The following is a 15,213-nucleotide window of genomic DNA, read 5'->3' as shown; positions in this document are numbered from 1 at the left end:
GCTCATCGTTAAAGCGACCGGCCAATCAGGCTCAAGACCGCATCGGCGGCCTGATTGGACGCATCGCGACGCAAGGTTCGGTGAATGGCGTCGAAGCCGGCGGTCTGCTCCGCGCCATTGTCAAGCAACGGCAGCAAGGTTTGCGCCAAGGCGTCGGCGGTCGCCGCATCTTGCAGAAGCTCGGGAACCAGCAAGCGCTGGGCCAGCAGGTTCGGCAAGGACACGTACGGACTTTTCACCATCCGCTTGAGTATCCAGTAAGTCAGCGGCGCCAGACGATAGGCAACCACCATCGGTCGTTTGTACAGCAGCGCCTCCAGGGTCGCGGTTCCCGAAGCGATCAGGACCGCATTGCAGGCCGCCAACGCGACATGGGAGCGACCGTCGAGCAGGGTCAAAGGCAGATCGCGTCCTTGCAGCAGTTGTTCGATCTGCAGACGACGCTGTGGGCTGGCGCAAGGCAAGACGAAACGCAGGTCCGGACGCTGTGCAAGCAGCCGTTGCGCGGTATCGAAGAACAATGCGCCCAGGCGGTCGACTTCACCACCGCGGCTGCCCGGCATCAATGCGATAACCGGGCCGTCGCCCAATCCCAACTCGGCACGGGCACTCTGGCGATCAGCCTGAAGAGCAATGGTGTCAGCCAGCGGGTGCCCCACGAAGCGCACCGGTACGCCTTTTTCTTCGTAAAATCGTGCCTCAAAAGGCAGCAGGGTCAGCATCAGATCGCAGCCTTCGCGAATCTTCAACACCCTTTTCTGCCGCCATGCCCACACCGAAGGACTGACGTAGTGCACGGTCTTGATGCCGGACTGACGCAGTTTGAGTTCGATATGGAGGGTGAAATCCGGGGCATCAATACCGATGAAGACATCAGGCTTCTCTTCGATCAGGGTCTGGATCAGCAACTTGCGCCGAGCCAGTAATTCCTTGAGGCGACCCAGTACTTCCACCAGGCCCATGACCGAAAGACGCTCCATGGGGAAAAAGGAGGTCATGCCTTCGGCCTCCATGAGCGGGCCGCCGACACCAATGAATTGCACGTCAGGATGTCGGGCCTTGATGGCACGCATCAAACCCGACCCTAGGATGTCGCCAGAGGCCTCTCCGGCGACCAGTGCGATACGCAGAACACTCATGATTAACGGGTGATGCCGCGAGTCGAGTTCTGGATGGACTCAAGAAACGCCGCAACTTCCGGAAACTGCCCGGCGGGTTCGGCGAGTTCCAAAACCGCCTGCTCCACCGTCAGACCTTGACGATAGACCGTCTTGTAAGCTCGACGCAGGGCATGAATCGTATCGTCTGAAAAACCACGACGACGCATGCCTTCAAAGTTCATGCTGCGAGCTTCCGCCGGATTGCCAAACACGGTGACAAACGCAGGAACATCCTTGCCAATGGCAGTGCCCATGCCGGAAAAGCTGTGCACGCCGATGTGGCAATACTGATGGACCAGAGTGAAGCCGGACAGGATTGCCCAGTCGCCCACATGGACATGGCCCGCCAACGCAGTGTTGTTGACCAGGATGCAGTGATTGCCGATAACGCTGTCGTGACCGATGTGGGCATAGGCCATGATCAGATTGTGATCACCGATCGTGGTTTCGGCACGGTCCTGAACGGTCCCACGGTGAATCGTGACACCTTCGCGGATCACGTTGTGATCACCGATCACCAGACGTGTTGCCTCGCCTTTATATTTGAGATCAGGGGTGTCTTCACCTACCGAAGAAAACTGGTAGATGTGATTGTGCTTGCCGATTTTGGTCGGGCCGCGCAGGATCACATGGGGACCGATCACCGTACCCTCGCCAACTTCCACACCGGGTCCGACGATCGACCAGGGGCCGACCTCCACATTGTCGGCCAGCATGGCCGTCGGATCGATGATTGCGCGAGGGTCAATCAAACTCATAGTTTACGTTCCGCACAGATGATTTCTGCGGAGCATACAGGCTTGCCATCTACCGAAGCCTGGCACTCGAACTTCCAGATCTGACGTTTGCAGCTGAGAAACTTCGCTTCAAGTATCAGTTGGTCGCCTGGCAACACTGGCTGGCGGAAGCGCAATTTGTCGGAGCCTACGAAGTAATACAGGGTTCCGTCAGCAGGCTTCACGTCCAGCATTTTGAAACCGAGAATCCCCGCAGCCTGAGCCATCGCTTCAATGATCAGAACGCCCGGCATGATGGGATGCTGGGGAAAATGCCCATTGAAAAAGGGTTCATTGATGCTGACATTCTTGTAAGCACGAATGCTTTTATTCTCAACATCCAGCTCCACTACCCGATCCACCAGCAGAAACGGATAACGGTGGGGCAGATATTCACGAATTTCGTTGATGTCCATCATTTCGAGAGCAAGCCTGTAGTAAAGATTGGGAGTGCGCGACGAATGCGCGACACTCCTCTAGCAAATCAAGGAGGCAGTTTATCGGCTGTGCACACTTGATAAGAAAAAGGTATCAGCCATCAGATGATGCTTTACCGCCTGAGGTCACTGCCTCGACAATCTTTTCCAGCTGCTGCAGGCGCCGCGACATGTCGTCGAGCTGGCGAATCCGTGCGGCACTTTTGCGCCATTCTGCAGCGGGCTGCATAGCGGTTCCGGAAGAATAGGAACCAGGCTCGGTAATCGAACGAGTCACCATGGTCATGCCGGTGATGAACACGTTGTCGCAAATCTCGATATGCCCGACCAGCCCGACACCGCCGGCGAGCATACAGTGTTTGCCGATCTTCGCGCTGCCGGAAATGCCAACGCACGCTGCCATTGCCGTGTGATCGCCCACTTGAACGTTATGGGCAATCTGAATCTGGTTATCGAGCTTCACGCCGTTGCCGATCCGAGTGTCGTCCATCGCGCCGCGGTCGATGGCGGTGTTCACGCCGATCTCCACGTCGTCGCCAATGGTGACGCCGCCGATCTGCGCAATCTTGCGCCAGATGCCCTTCTCGTTGGCAAAACCGAAGCCCTCGCCACCGATGACTGCGCCAGATTGAATCGTCACCCGCTGGCCAATACGCACATCGTGATAGAGGGTCACCCGAGGTGCAAGCCAGCCACCCTCGCCAATGACACTGCGCGCACCGATGTAGCAGTGGGCACCGAGGGTCACGCCTGCGGCGATACGTGCACCACTTTCAATGACAACATAAGGACCTACGCTGGCACTCGGATCGACCGTCGCGTCCGCGGCCACGGTAGCGCTGGCATGAATACCGGCCTCGGCTATGGGCTTGGGATCGAACAGATGAGAAATGCGCGCATACGCCAGATAGGGATCGGTGATCAGCAGTGCATCTCCCGCGTAGCCTTCGGCATCAGCGGGCTTGAGAAGCACCGCAGCGGCTTGGGTCGTCGAGAGAAATTTACGATATTGGGGATTGGCCAGAAAGCTGACCTGACCGGGACCCGCCTCCTGCAAGGTGGCCAGTCCGGTTATTCGCTTGTTCTGAGCGCCACGCAACGTGGCACCCAGGAACTCGGCCAGATAGCCGAGGGTGATGGGCGCAGTCATGAAGTTACTTCAGCTGGTTCATGCGCTCGATGACCTGGCGAGTGACGTCGTACTGTGGCTTGACGTCAATCACCGCACCGCGCTCGAATACCAGGTCGAAGCCGCCTTTCTTGATCACTTCCTCAACGGCCTGATCCAGCTTTGGCTTGAGCTGTTTGAGCATTTCGCGGTCGGCAACGGCCTTGGCTTCGTTCAGCTCCTTGGACTGGAACTGGAAGTCACGGGCCTTCTGCTTGAAGTCCAGTTCCAGCTTCTCACGCTCCGGCTGGGCCATCTTGTCACCACCGGCTACCAGACGATCCTGGATACCTTTGGCGCTACTTTCCAGTGCCTTGAGCTTGGTCAACTGAGGGCCGAATTTCTTTTCGGCGTCGACTGCATACCTTTTGGCAGCGTCCGATTCCAGCAGTGCCATCTGATAGTTCAGAACGGCGATTTTCATGTCAGCGAATGCGGGGCCTGCGATCAGAACAGTTGCCAGCAGTGCCAATTGGGTCAACTTACGCACGGTGTAACTCCTACAGAATTCGTTGTCGTGATCGGTGATCAGACCCTTAGAAGGTCTGACCGAGAGAGAATTGGAAGACTTGGGTTTCGGTATCGTTGTCCGGTTTCTTGACGGGCATCGCAAGAGCGAAACTGAGTGGACCCAAGGCCGTGACCCAAGTAACACCTACGCCGACTGAGCTTGCAAGACCCGACAGTTCAGGTCCGTTGCATTGGATCTTCTCACCGCTGAGGGTGGTCTTGGCGTTGTCGCAGTTGGTGTTGAATACGTTACCCACGTCCCAGAACAAGGAGGTGCGCAACGAGCGTTGATCTTTGACGAATGGCAGCGGGAACAGGATTTCAGCACCGCCGGTGATCAACACGTTGCCGCCAAATGGTAGCGGATCCTGATCCGGGTCAGCGATCGTGCCAGGCTTGCCACCGTTGGCTGCACCACGACTCGGCGTACTGCGCGGGCCCAAGGTACTATCCTTGAAGCCACGTACCGAATTGAAGCCGCCTGCATAGTAGTTCTCGTAGAACGGCAGACCCGAGGTCGAACCATAGCCGTCACCGTAGCCCAACTCCGAGTGCAGACGCAGCGTCGTATTGGTGGTGATCGGGTGGAACAACTGGCCACGGTAATCGATCTTATAGAACGACAGGTCGCTGCCGGGAATCGTGGTTTCCAAGGTCAGGCTTTGAGACGAACCACGGGTCGGCAGGGTGCCTTTGTTCAGGGTCGATTCGGACCAGCCAACGGAGGCCTTGAAGTTGGTGAAGCTGTCGCCTTCCTTGTCGATGAAGTCGAAGATTTCATCGACGGTATAGGTACCGGTGCTCAGGGAGTCACGCTGTACGGACAGGCCGAAGTTCAGACGCGATGTCTCGCTAATTGGGTAGCCCATATTGATACCGGCACCCAGGCTATCCACCGAATAGCTTGCCACGTCGACATCGAGGTCATCGTAGTCGGTCTTGCGGTAGAACGCGCTGTAACCAAGGCTCACACCGTCCGGCGTGAAATACGGATTGACGTAGCTGAAGTTGTAACGAGTCTGGTATTCACTTTTGGTCAGGCCGATGCTCACCTTGTTACCAGTACCCAGGAAGTTGTTCTGGCTGATCGAACCCCCGAGGATCAGACCGGCGCTCTGGGCAAAGCCGACGCTGGCGGTGATCGAACCGGAAGCCTGCTCTTCCACGGCGTAGTTGACGTCAACCTGATCGTCGGTGCCCGGTACTGCAGGCGTTTCAACGTTCACTTCCTTGAAGAAGCCCAAACGGTCCAGACGTGTCTTGGACTGGTCGATCAGGTAGGTAGACGCCCAACCGCCTTCCATCTGACGCATCTCGCGACGCAGCACCTCATCCGCAGTCTTGGTGTTGCCGCGGAAATTGATGCGGTTCACGTAAGCACGCTTGCCAGGGTCGACAGCGAAAGTGATGTCCACCGTGTGGTCTTCATCGTTCGGCGTCGGGATGCCATTGACGTTGGCGAAGGTGTAACCCTCGTTACCCAGACGACGAGTGATCAGTTCGGACGTGGTGGTCATGACCTTGCGCGAAAATACCTGCCCCGGCTTGACCAACAGCAGCGACTTGACCTGATCTTCAGGCACTTTGAGGTCGCCACTCAACTTGACGGACTTGACGCTGTACTTCTCGCCTTCATGGATATTGACGGTGATGTACACGCTCTTCTTGTCAGGCGTGATGGATACCTGGGTCGAGGCGATATCCATGTTGATATAGCCGCGGTCGAGGTAGTAGGAACGCAGACGTTCCAGGTCGCCGGACAGTTTTTCCCGGGCGTACTTGTCGTCGTTCTTGAAGAAGGAAAGCCAGTTGGTGGTTTTCAGTTCGAACAGGTCGACCAGATCCTGCTCGGGGAAGACCGAATTGCCCACCACATTGATGTGCTGGATCGCGGCTACCGCGCCTTCATTGATGTTGATCTTCAGGCCCACACGATTACGCGGCTGAGGCACGACCTCGGTGGCGACTTCTGCCGAGTAGCGGCCTTGAGCTACGTACTGACGCTGCAGTTCGTTACGAACACCTTCCAGCGTTGCGCGCTGGAAGATTTCGCCTTCCGCCAGACCGGACTGTTTCAGGCCCTTCATCAGGTCTTCTGTGGTAATCGCCTTGTTGCCTTCGATCTCGATGCTCGAAACCGACGGTCGCTCGACCACGGTGATAACCAGAACGTCGCCTTCGCGGCCCAGCTGGATGTCCTGGAAGAATCCGGTTTTGAACAGCGCACGCGTTGCGTCGACAAGACGCGCGTCATCGGCCTGTTCACCCACGTTCAACGGCAACGCGCCAAAGACACTGCCGGCGGACACCCGCTGCAGGCCGTTGACACGGATATCGGAGATAGTGAAGGACTCGGCGTGAACTTCGGCGATCATCAGTACGGCAAGAACCGCAGTTAGCAGCAGACGTTTCATGAAGTCCTTTCTTATTCCAACTGGCAATAAACAAACTGCCGCAAAATGCGGCAGATTCACAATTCGGTGTAGCTTTACAGTCGTCCCAGATCGTTGACCAGCGCGAGCAACATGACTCCGACCACCAGACTTATCCCGATCTGAACCCCCCAGCCTTGTACCCGCTCCGGCAGCGGACGACCACGCACCCACTCAATCAGATAGAACAGCAAGTGCCCCCCGTCCAGCACTGGAATGGGCAGCAAATTGAGAACTCCAAGGCTTATGCTCAGATAAGCAAGGAAATTCAGGAAGTCACCTATACCTGACTGGGCCGAAGCGCCCGCCACTTTAGCAATGGTTATCGGTCCGCTCAAGTTTTTTACCGAGAGCTCGCCGAACAACATTTTCTTCAGCGAATCGAGCGTCAGTACGCTCATGGTCCATGTACGTCGCGCGCCCTCTGCCACGGCGGCCACAGGCCCGTAACTGACTTCGCGGAGCATTTCTGGTGGCCAATCGATACCTTTGACTCCGGCCCCCAGGTACCCGCTTGCCGCGTCGCCCTCACCCCGAGTGGCCAGCGTGACCGGCACGTCTATTGTCACACCGTCACGCTCGACGCTCAGGGAAACTTTGGTACCAGGACGGACACGGACCTGGTCCACCACCTGCTGCCATTCGCGGAGCGGCTGGCCATCCAGCGCAAGCAAGCGGTCACCGGTTTTCAGACCGGCGGCCTGCGCCGGCCCAGCGGAATCCAGTTCTGCCAGAACAGGTGGCAGCGCCGGACGCCATGGACGGATGCCAAGTGAGCGAATCGGATCCGGCTCGGCAGAGCCCTTGAGCCAGTTATCCAGGACCAGCGAGCGTGGGATTTCCACGTCCGATCCCTGATCGCGAACTTTCAGTGCGATGCTGCCTGTCTCGCCAAGGCGACGTACCAACTGCAGATTGACGGCGGACCAACCTGTCGTTGGCTGGCCATCCACGGAAACTATTTCCTGACCCGAATTGAGCCCGGCCTTTTGCGCAATGCTGCCTTCCTCGACGCCGCCAATGACTGGTCGCACCTGCTGGCTGCCCAGCATCGCCAGTAACCAGAAAAATACAATTGCCAGCAAAAAGTTGGCCACAGGCCCTGCAATGACGATGGCAATGCGTTGGTACACGGTCTTGCGATTGAAGGACTGATCGGCCAGTTCGGCAGGCACCTCGCCTTCACGCTCGTCGAGCATCTTCACGTAGCCGCCCAACGGAATGGCAGCTACGACGTACTCAGTACCCTTGCGGTCATGCCAGCGCAACAACGGCATACCGAAGCCCACCGAGAAGCGCAGCACTTTGACGCCACAGCGCCGGGCTACCCAAAAGTGGCCGAACTCGTGAAAGGTCACCAGCACACCCAAGGTAACCAGGGTGCCGACAATCATATATAGCGCACTCATCGCTGTTCTCCGGATACCGGTTTGCCGTTGCTGGCTGAGCCCCTTCGGCGCTTAGCCCAGTTCGATGAAATTGTGCGAACTGGCATTCGCGGGTTAACGGGCATTACGACTCAACCACTGCCTGGCCAACGCTCGCGCCTTCGCGTCGACTTCAAACACCGCCTCCAGCTCGCTTACCGCGACAACAGGCTCAAGGTTCAAGACCTCATCGATCATACCCGCGATTTCCGGAAAGCGAATGCGCCGATCCAGAAACGCCGTAACCGCAATCTCGTTGACCGCGTTCAACACTGCGGGGGCACTGCCACCCGCTTGCGCAGCTTGCCGCGCCAGACGCAGGCAAGGGAAGCGCGATTCGTCTGGCGCCTGAAAATCGAGTCGCGCAATGCTGAAGAGGTCCAGGGGCGCAACACCGGATTCAATACGTTCCGGCCATGCCAGCGCATGTGCGATCGGCGTACGCATGTCCGGATTACCCAACTGAGCGAGCACCGAACCGTCCAGGTAATCCACCATGGAGTGGATCACGCTTTGAGGATGGATCACTACTTCTATATGCGCCGGCGTGGTATCGAACAACCAGCAGGCTTCGATCAGTTCGAGCCCCTTGTTCATCATGCTCGCAGAGTCGACGGAAATCTTGCGCCCCATCGACCAGTTCGGGTGCGCGCACGCCTGTTCGGGCGACACGTGCTCCAGCTGTGGCAAAGGCGTTTCACGAAACGGCCCGCCAGATGCCGTCAGCAGTATGCGGCGCACGCCGATCGCACCAAGGCCATCGGCGTAGTTGCCGGGCAGACATTGAAAGATCGCGTTGTGCTCGCTGTCCAGCGGCAACAGGACCGTGCCGCTGCGCCGAACCGCTTGCATGAACAAGGCGCCCGACATGACCAGAGCTTCCTTGTTGGCCAACAGAACCTTCTTGCCAGCCTCTACAGCGGCCAGCGTCGGTCGCAATCCCGCCGCTCCGACAATGGCCGCAAGCACAGTATCGACCAGAGGGTGAGCGCTCACTTCGCACAGTCCGCCCTCCCCGACCAATACCCGGGTGTCGAGACCTGCAGCATGCAGGTCATCCTGCAATTGGCGAGCGCCGGCGGTCGTCGGCACTACCGCGAATTGCGGCGCATGACGGACGCACAGTGCCAGCAACTCGTCCAGCCGCGTGAAACCGGTCAGCGCGAACACTTTGTAACGCGATGGATGACGCGCGATGACGTCCAGAGTGCTCAGGCCGACCGAGCCGGTCGCACCCAGCACGGTAATCTGTTGAGGCTGAGTCACAGCATGCCCCAGTCTTTTGCCGTCCACAGCAGCAAGGCAAACACCGGAATCGCCGCCGTCAGGCTGTCGATCCGGTCGAGAACGCCGCCATGCCCGGGTAGCAGATTGCTGCTGTCCTTCACGCCGGATTTGCGCTTGAACATGCTCTCGGTAAGATCGCCCACGACGGAAATCAGCACCACGATCGCTGCGCCCACCAATGCGAAGAGGATCTCAGAAACTGCCCAGCCACGATTGATCCCGACCGCCAGGGTGATCAGCAGACACGCAACCAGGCCGCCGTACAGGCCTTCCCAGCTTTTCCCCGGACTGACTTTGGGCGCCAGTTTGCGCTTGCCGAATGCCTTGCCGGAAAAGTAGGCACCGATATCCGCGCCCCAGACCAACACCATGACCGAGAGAATCAGCCAGTTGCCCATCGGTGCAAGCTTGATGAGAACCAGACCCTGCCAGGCAGGCAGCAAAATCAACAGGCCAATGACCAGCTTGCAGAGGACGCTGGACCAGTGCCCGCTTGACTCGGGATAGGTCAGCACCAGCCAGGTTGCTACCAGCCACCAGATCAAAGCCGCGACGAGAATCCACGGCGCAAGACCCGGCAGCAGGTAAAGCATGAACAGCAGTGCCGCAACCACCACCGCATACGCCACGCGAATCGGCTGACGTTCAAAGCCGGCCAGACGCGCCCATTCCCAGGCACCCAAAGCAACCACTGCGCCGATGAACAGTGCAAAACTGCCCCCTTCGAGCAGGAAGAAGCCGCATAGGGCCAGCGGCGCAAGGATCAGCGCTGTAATGATTCGTTGTTTGAGCATTAAGCACGGGCTCCAGCTTCTACCTGCTCGCTGGTTTTCCCGAAGCGGCGTTGGCGAGAAGCGAAATCGGCCAGCGCATGGCGCATGGCGTCGTGTTTGAAGTCCGGCCAGAACAGGTCGGAGAAGTACAGCTCGGCGTAAGCCAGCTGCCAAAGCAGAAAATTACTGATGCGGTGTTCACCCCCTGTGCGTATGCACAGGTCCGGCAACGGCAAATCACCCGTTGCCAGACAGGCCTGCAAAAGCTCGGGAGTGATGTCGTCCGGGCGCAGATGGCCAGCCTGTACCTCACGCGCAAGACGCTGCGCCGCCTGAGCAATATCCCACTGACCGCCATAGTTGGCGGCGATCTGCAGCACAAAACGGGCGTTACCGGCAGTCCGTGCCTCAGCCTCACGAATGGCAGTCTGAAGCTCGGGATGGAAACGCGAGCGATCGCCAATGATACGCAGGCTGATGCCGTTTTCGTTCAGGCGCCTGGTCTCGCGTCGCAGGGCGGTGAAGAACAGCTCCATCAGCGCCCCGACCTCTTCAGCCGGACGCTGCCAGTTCTCGCTGGAGAAGGCGAACAGCGTCAGCACCTCGACCTTGGCCTCGGCACACACCTCGATAACTGCCCGGACGGCATCCACGCCAGCCTTGTGGCCCGCCACGCCTGGCAACAGACGCTTTTTAGCCCAGCGATTGTTCCCGTCCATGATGATCGCGATGTGACGCGGTACCGAGGACGGCACTCCCAGCTTTGTCTTGTCCATGAAAGCTTCCTGACCCTTATACAGCCATCAGGTCTTTTTCTTTCTCTTCGGTGGCCTTGGTGATCTGAGCCTCGAAGTCTTTGGTCAATTTGTCGATCTCAGCAGTACCACGACGATCTTCGTCTTCGCTGATTTCCTTGTCCTTGACCAGTTTCTTCAGGTCACCCAATGCATCGCGGCGAATGTTGCGTACGGCAACACGTGCATCTTCGGCTGCACTGCGGGCTTGCTTGGTGAAGCCTTTGCGGGTCTCTTCAGTCAAGGCAGGCATGGAGATCAACAGCAATTCGCCAAGGTTGGTCGGATTGAGGTTCAACCCGGCGCTTTGAATCGCCTTGTCGACAGCTGCGAGCATGTTACGCTCAAAGGCAACCACCTGCAGGGTCCGCGAATCTTTCACGGTAACGTTTGCGACACCGCTCAAAGGCGTATCAGCGCCGTAGTAAGGCACCATCACGCTGCCCAGGATGCTCGGGTGGGCCTTGCCGGTACGAATCTGGCCAAACGCATGGCTCAAGGATTCGAGGGATTTCTGCATACGCTCTTGAGCGTCTTTCTTGATTTCGTTGATCATTGTTCGCCTTCCTCGATCAAGGTTCCTTCCGCGCCACCATGCACGATGTTGAGCAGGGCACCGGGTTTATTCATATTAAAGACACGCAGCGGCATCTTGTGGTCACGGCACAGGCAGATGGCCGTCAGATCCATTACGCCCAGCTTGCGATCCAGCACTTCATCGTAGGTCAGATGATCGAACTTCTCGGCATGCGGGTCTTTGAATGGATCGGCAGTGTACACACCATCGACCTTGGTTGCTTTCAACACGACATCAGCATCGATTTCGATTGCACGCAGGCAGGCGGCAGAATCGGTGGTGAAGAACGGGTTGCCGGTGCCTGCCGCGAAAATCACCACTTCCTTGGCATTCAAGTGTCGCATGGCCTTGCGACGATCATAGTGATCGGTCACACCGACCATCGAAATGGCTGACATCACGATGGCGGAAATATTGGCCCGCTCCAGCGCATCGCGCATGGCCAGGGCATTCATCACAGTCGCCAGCATGCCCATGTGATCACCCGTAACCCGATCCATACCGGCCGCACTGAGTGCTGCGCCGCGGAACAGGTTGCCGCCACCAATGACCAGGCCGACCTGAACACCGATGCCCACCAGCTGACCGACTTCAAGCGCCATGCGATCCAGCACTTTCGGGTCGATACCGAACTCTTCGGCCCCCATCAGGGCCTCGCCGCTAAGCTTGAGTAGAATGCGTTTATAGCGAGCTTGATAACCACTGCCCTGCTGAGCCATTGCGAATCTCTCCTGCGGCGTTTAAAAAAAATCTGCGGCCATTTTCAGCCTGCGTTAACTCTAGGTTACTTCATCGGCAATCCGCAGCCTCATGAGCTGCGCACCCCTGAAAATAAATTCCGTCTGCCGCTTTGACAAAGAGGCTGCGCGCGTGAGCGGGCAGCCTCTTTGGTCGGCAGTTGGAGAACCGTCTTATTGCTTGCTGGCAGCCACTTGAGCAGCGACTTCTTCAGCGAAGTTGTCGACTGGCTTTTCAATGCCTTCACCTACTTTGAAGTAAGTGAAAGAAACAATTTCAGCACCAGCTTTCCTGGCCAGTTCACCGACCTTGATTTCAGGGTTCTTGACGAACGCCTGCTCAACCAGGCTGGCTTCAGCCAGGAACTTGTTGATGCGGCCCTGAACCATTTTCTCGGCGATCTCGGCAGGCTTGTCCTTGAGCTTGTCTTCGTTCAGTTGCATGAAGACATTCTTCTCACGCTCGATCGCTTCAGGAGAAACATCCGAAGTCAGCAGGAACTCAGGGTTGAGCGCTGCAACGTGCATCGCAATGTTCTTGGCCAGTTCAGCATCGCCGCCTTTCAGAACAACAACGACGCCGATCTTGTTGCCGTGCAGGTAAGAGCCGAGCACGTCGCCCTCAACGCGAACAAGACGACGAATGTTGACGTTCTCGCCTACTTTGGCAATCAAAGCGGTGCGCTCGGTTTCCTGAGCATCGATCAACGGCGCTACATCAGTCATTTTGTCCGCGAAAGCTTTTTCAACGCTATTGGCGACGAAGTTCTTGAAGTCGCTCTGCAGGGCCAGGAAGTCGGTCTGCGAGTTGATTTCGATCAGGACAGCGGCTTTACCGTCATCCTTGATTGCGATAGCGCCTTCAGCAGCAACGTTGCCTGCTTTCTTGGCGGCCTTGATTGCGCCCGAAGCACGCATGTCGTCGATAGCTTTTTCGATGTCGCCGTCAGCCTTGGCCAAGGCCTTTTTGCAGTCCATCATGCCTTCGCCTGTACGCTCGCGCAGTTCTTTGACCAACGCTGCAGTAATCTCTGCCATTTCAAAATCCTCTTGGATAGGTCTTCAACCATTCCACCCGCCGGGCGGGCGTGCAAATTCTTGGAAATCCATGATGACAGCTGCGCATGACAATCAAGGCCCATGGCAATGCCAGATGGTTTTCGAGGTGGCAAAAAGGGGGCAGAGCCCCCTTTTTTGCGAACTGAGTAAACGCTAGGCGTTTGCTACTCAGCCTTCAACAGCTGCTGCTGGAGCTTCTTCAACGTAAACGTCGGTGCCGCCAGCAAGATTGTTGCGACCACGGATAACGGCGTCAGCCATCGAACCCATGTACAGCTGGATGGCGCGGATGGCATCATCGTTACCTGGGATGATGTAGTCAACGCCTTCCGGGCTGCTGTTGGTGTCGACTACGCCGATGACCGGGATACCCAGCTTGTTGGCTTCGGTGATCGCGATGCGCTCGTGGTCAACGTCGATAACGAACAGGGCGTCTGGCAGACCGCCCATGTCCTTGATACCACCCAGGCTACGATCCAGCTTTTCCAGGTCGCGAGTACGCATCAGCGCCTCTTTCTTGGTCAGCTTGGCGAAAGTACCGTCTTCTGCCTGAATTTCCAGCTCGCGCAGACGCTTGATGGAAGCACGGATGGTTTTGAAGTTGGTAAGCATACCGCCCAACCAGCGGTGATCGACGTACGGCGAACCGCAACGCGCTGCTTCTTCAGCAACGATCTTGCCAGCGGAACGCTTGGTGCCGACGAACAGAATCTTGTTTTTGCCCTGAGCCAGGCGCTCAACGAAAGTCAGCGCTTCGTTGAACATAGGCAGGGTTTTTTCAAGGTTGATGATGTGGATCTTGTTACGCGCGCCGAAAATGTACTTGCCCATTTTCGGGTTCCAGTAACGGGTCTGGTGACCGAAGTGCACACCGGCCTTCAGCATATCGCGCATATTGACTTGGGACATGATAGTTCCTTGATAAGTCGGGTTAAGCCTCCACGTATCCCAATGACCAACCAGCGGCGTGAGCCGAGGGCACCCAGGTCATCGTGTCGACACGTGTGTGGGTTTGAGCTTTCAGGGCATACCCTGGAAAGCGGCGCATTTTATATCACAAAAGTCTGGATAACGGAACTGGAAATAAGACGCTGTTTTGCGGACGCTTTTGCCCGCCCTGGACGCCTTGTTGCACGCCCAGCGGGCCTCTATATAAGGATGCGATGATAACCCGCCTCGCAGTGGTCTGGTAGAATCGCTTTTTTCCGTGTTTTAGCTGCGGCCCGGCCGCGCCGAGAGAGCCTTGTATGACTGTTAGCATCAAAACCCCTGAAGACATCGAAAAGATGCGCATCGCCGGTCGTCTGGCCGCAGAGGTCCTGGAAATGATCGGGCCGTACGTCAAACCGGGCGTCACCACCGAAGAGCTGGACCGCCTGTGCCATGACTATATCGTTAACGAACAGAAGGCGATCCCTGCCCCGCTTAACTACAAGGGCTTCCCCAAATCCATCTGCACCTCCATCAATCACGTCGTCTGCCACGGCATCCCGAGCGACAAGCCACTCAAGGCAGGCGATGTGCTGAACATTGACGTGACCGTCATCAAAGACGGTTACCACGGCGATACCAGCAAGATGTTCCATGTGGGCAAGGTACCGGAGTGGGCCGAACGTCTGTCGCGCATTACCCAGGAGTGCTTGTATAAAGGCATCGAGTTGGTCAAGCCGGGTGCACACCTGGGCGATATCGGCGAGGTTATCCAGAAGCACGCCGAGAAAAGCGGCTTCTCGGTCGTTCGGGAATACTGTGGTCACGGTATTGGCAAAGTGTTCCACGAAGAGCCGCAGGTGCTGCACTACGGCAAGGCAGGCGATGGCCTGGAACTCAAGGAAGGCATGACCTTCACCATAGAACCAATGATCAATCAGGGCAAAGCCGACACCAAGCTCTTGGGCGACGGCTGGACGGCCATCACCAAGGACCGCAAGCTCTCGGCACAGTGGGAGCACACCATCCTGGTCACCGCCACCGGCTACGAGATCTTCACCCTGCGCAGCGATGACACCATCGCTCGCACGTCGGCCTGAAGAAGCCCCCGCCGCAACCTGGTCGATATAGATAGAAGGAAAGCAG

Annotated in this window: 15 protein-coding genes; 1 reads left to right on the top strand and 14 read right to left on the bottom strand. The window is 57.4% G+C overall.

The genetic code is table 11. The features are described from left to right. Positions 1-8: 8 nt before the first annotated feature. The 14 genes from lpxB to rpsB all read right to left on the bottom strand — a co-directional run bounded on the left by lpxB (position 9) and on the right by rpsB (position 14,046). The gene (lpxB, locus tag EC915_RS17300) at positions 9-1,139 is read right to left on the bottom strand and encodes a lipid-A-disaccharide synthase (RefSeq protein WP_372237912.1); all 1,131 of its coding nucleotides are present in this window, start codon (positions 1,137-1,139) and stop codon (positions 9-11) included. Between the two features lie 2 nt (positions 1,140-1,141). Next, on the bottom strand, positions 1,142-1,918 hold the full coding sequence (gene lpxA / locus EC915_RS17295; protein ID WP_133751746.1) for an acyl-ACP--UDP-N-acetylglucosamine O-acyltransferase: 777 nt from the start codon (positions 1,916-1,918) through the stop codon (positions 1,142-1,144). Further along, on the bottom strand, positions 1,915-2,355 hold the full coding sequence (fabZ, locus tag EC915_RS17290) for a 3-hydroxyacyl-ACP dehydratase FabZ (protein ID WP_074752726.1): 441 nt from the start codon (positions 2,353-2,355) through the stop codon (positions 1,915-1,917). The genes lpxA and fabZ overlap by 4 nt, the downstream gene beginning before the upstream one ends. A gap of 112 nt (positions 2,356-2,467) precedes the next feature. After that, on the bottom strand, positions 2,468-3,523 hold the full coding sequence (gene lpxD / locus EC915_RS17285) for a UDP-3-O-(3-hydroxymyristoyl)glucosamine N-acyltransferase (protein WP_133751745.1): 1,056 nt from the start codon (positions 3,521-3,523) through the stop codon (positions 2,468-2,470). A 4-nt stretch (positions 3,524-3,527) separates the two neighbouring features. Then, positions 3,528-4,031, bottom strand: coding sequence for an OmpH family outer membrane protein (locus EC915_RS17280; protein WP_133751744.1), 504 nt, complete (start codon positions 4,029-4,031; stop codon positions 3,528-3,530). Positions 4,032-4,077: 46 nt separating this feature from the next. Then, positions 4,078-6,465, bottom strand: a complete 2,388-nt coding sequence (bamA, locus tag EC915_RS17275) for an outer membrane protein assembly factor BamA (RefSeq protein ID WP_133751743.1) — start codon at positions 6,463-6,465, stop codon at positions 4,078-4,080. Positions 6,466-6,539: 74 nt separating this feature from the next. After that, positions 6,540-7,892 carry a sigma E protease regulator RseP gene (rseP, locus tag EC915_RS17270; RefSeq protein ID WP_133751742.1) on the bottom strand — a complete coding sequence of 451 codons (1,353 nt, stop codon included), beginning with the start codon at positions 7,890-7,892 and terminating at the stop codon, positions 6,540-6,542. A gap of 93 nt (positions 7,893-7,985) precedes the next feature. Further along, positions 7,986-9,176 carry a 1-deoxy-D-xylulose-5-phosphate reductoisomerase gene (ispC, locus tag EC915_RS17265; protein WP_133751741.1) on the bottom strand — a complete coding sequence of 397 codons (1,191 nt, stop codon included), beginning with the start codon at positions 9,174-9,176 and terminating at the stop codon, positions 7,986-7,988. Beyond that, the gene (locus tag EC915_RS17260) at positions 9,173-9,991 is read right to left on the bottom strand and encodes a phosphatidate cytidylyltransferase (protein ID WP_133751740.1); all 819 of its coding nucleotides are present in this window, start codon (positions 9,989-9,991) and stop codon (positions 9,173-9,175) included. Before EC915_RS17260 ends, ispC begins: the two co-directional genes overlap by 4 nt. Beyond that, positions 9,991-10,746, bottom strand: coding sequence for a polyprenyl diphosphate synthase (gene uppS / locus EC915_RS17255; RefSeq protein WP_133751739.1), 756 nt, complete (start codon positions 10,744-10,746; stop codon positions 9,991-9,993). Before uppS ends, EC915_RS17260 begins: the two co-directional genes overlap by 1 nt. A 16-nt stretch (positions 10,747-10,762) precedes the next feature. After that, positions 10,763-11,320: a ribosome recycling factor gene (gene frr, locus EC915_RS17250; RefSeq protein WP_133751738.1), complete on the bottom strand. Its 558-nt coding sequence runs from the start codon at positions 11,318-11,320 to the stop codon at positions 10,763-10,765. Then, positions 11,317-12,060 carry a UMP kinase gene (pyrH, locus tag EC915_RS17245; protein WP_133751737.1) on the bottom strand — a complete coding sequence of 248 codons (744 nt, stop codon included), beginning with the start codon at positions 12,058-12,060 and terminating at the stop codon, positions 11,317-11,319. Before pyrH ends, frr begins: the two co-directional genes overlap by 4 nt. Before the next feature lie 192 nt (positions 12,061-12,252). After that, a complete protein-coding gene (tsf, locus tag EC915_RS17240; RefSeq protein WP_133751736.1) occupies positions 12,253-13,116 on the bottom strand; it encodes a translation elongation factor Ts in 864 nt (287 codons plus the stop codon). 189 nt (positions 13,117-13,305) lie between these two features. Beyond that, positions 13,306-14,046, bottom strand: coding sequence for a 30S ribosomal protein S2 (gene rpsB, locus EC915_RS17235; protein ID WP_133751735.1), 741 nt, complete (start codon positions 14,044-14,046; stop codon positions 13,306-13,308). A gap of 338 nt (positions 14,047-14,384) precedes the next feature. On the opposite strand from rpsB, the gene map reads away from it, so the two are divergent. Further along, positions 14,385-15,167, top strand: a complete 783-nt coding sequence (map, locus tag EC915_RS17230) for a type I methionyl aminopeptidase (RefSeq protein WP_133751734.1) — start codon at positions 14,385-14,387, stop codon at positions 15,165-15,167. Positions 15,168-15,213: the final 46 nt, after the last annotated feature.

Origin of the sequence: Pseudomonas sp. LP_7_YM, assembly GCF_004364435.1 — a bacterium.
Taxonomy (GTDB): Bacteria; Pseudomonadota; Gammaproteobacteria; order Pseudomonadales; family Pseudomonadaceae; genus Aquipseudomonas.
Note: the sequence above shows the minus strand (reverse complement) of the source record. Positions and strands in the feature narration are given on the sequence as shown.

Bases quoted from the DNA above. Each gene is read 5' to 3' on its own strand.
- lpxB (WP_372237912.1), bottom strand. From the start codon at position 1,139: ATGAGTGTTCTGCGTATCGCACTGGTCGCCGGAGAGGCCTCTGGCGAC.
- lpxA (WP_133751746.1), bottom strand. From the start codon at position 1,918: ATGAGTTTGATTGACCCTCGCGCAATCATCGATCCGACGGCCATGCTG.
- fabZ (WP_074752726.1), bottom strand. From the start codon at position 2,355: ATGATGGACATCAACGAAATTCGTGAATATCTGCCCCACCGTTATCCG.
- lpxD (WP_133751745.1), bottom strand. From the start codon at position 3,523: ATGACTGCGCCCATCACCCTCGGCTATCTGGCCGAGTTCCTGGGTGCC.
- bamA (WP_133751743.1), bottom strand. From the start codon at position 6,465: ATGAAACGTCTGCTGCTAACTGCGGTTCTTGCCGTACTGATGATCGCC.
- rseP (WP_133751742.1), bottom strand. From the start codon at position 7,892: ATGAGTGCGCTATATATGATTGTCGGCACCCTGGTTACCTTGGGTGTG.
- EC915_RS17260 (WP_133751740.1), bottom strand. From the start codon at position 9,991: ATGCTCAAACAACGAATCATTACAGCGCTGATCCTTGCGCCGCTGGCC.
- uppS (WP_133751739.1), bottom strand. From the start codon at position 10,746: ATGGACAAGACAAAGCTGGGAGTGCCGTCCTCGGTACCGCGTCACATC.
- frr (WP_133751738.1), bottom strand. From the start codon at position 11,320: ATGATCAACGAAATCAAGAAAGACGCTCAAGAGCGTATGCAGAAATCC.
- pyrH (WP_133751737.1), bottom strand. From the start codon at position 12,060: ATGGCTCAGCAGGGCAGTGGTTATCAAGCTCGCTATAAACGCATTCTA.
- tsf (WP_133751736.1), bottom strand. From the start codon at position 13,116: ATGGCAGAGATTACTGCAGCGTTGGTCAAAGAACTGCGCGAGCGTACA.
- rpsB (WP_133751735.1), bottom strand. From the start codon at position 14,046: ATGTCCCAAGTCAATATGCGCGATATGCTGAAGGCCGGTGTGCACTTC.
- map (WP_133751734.1), top strand. From the start codon at position 14,385: ATGACTGTTAGCATCAAAACCCCTGAAGACATCGAAAAGATGCGCATC.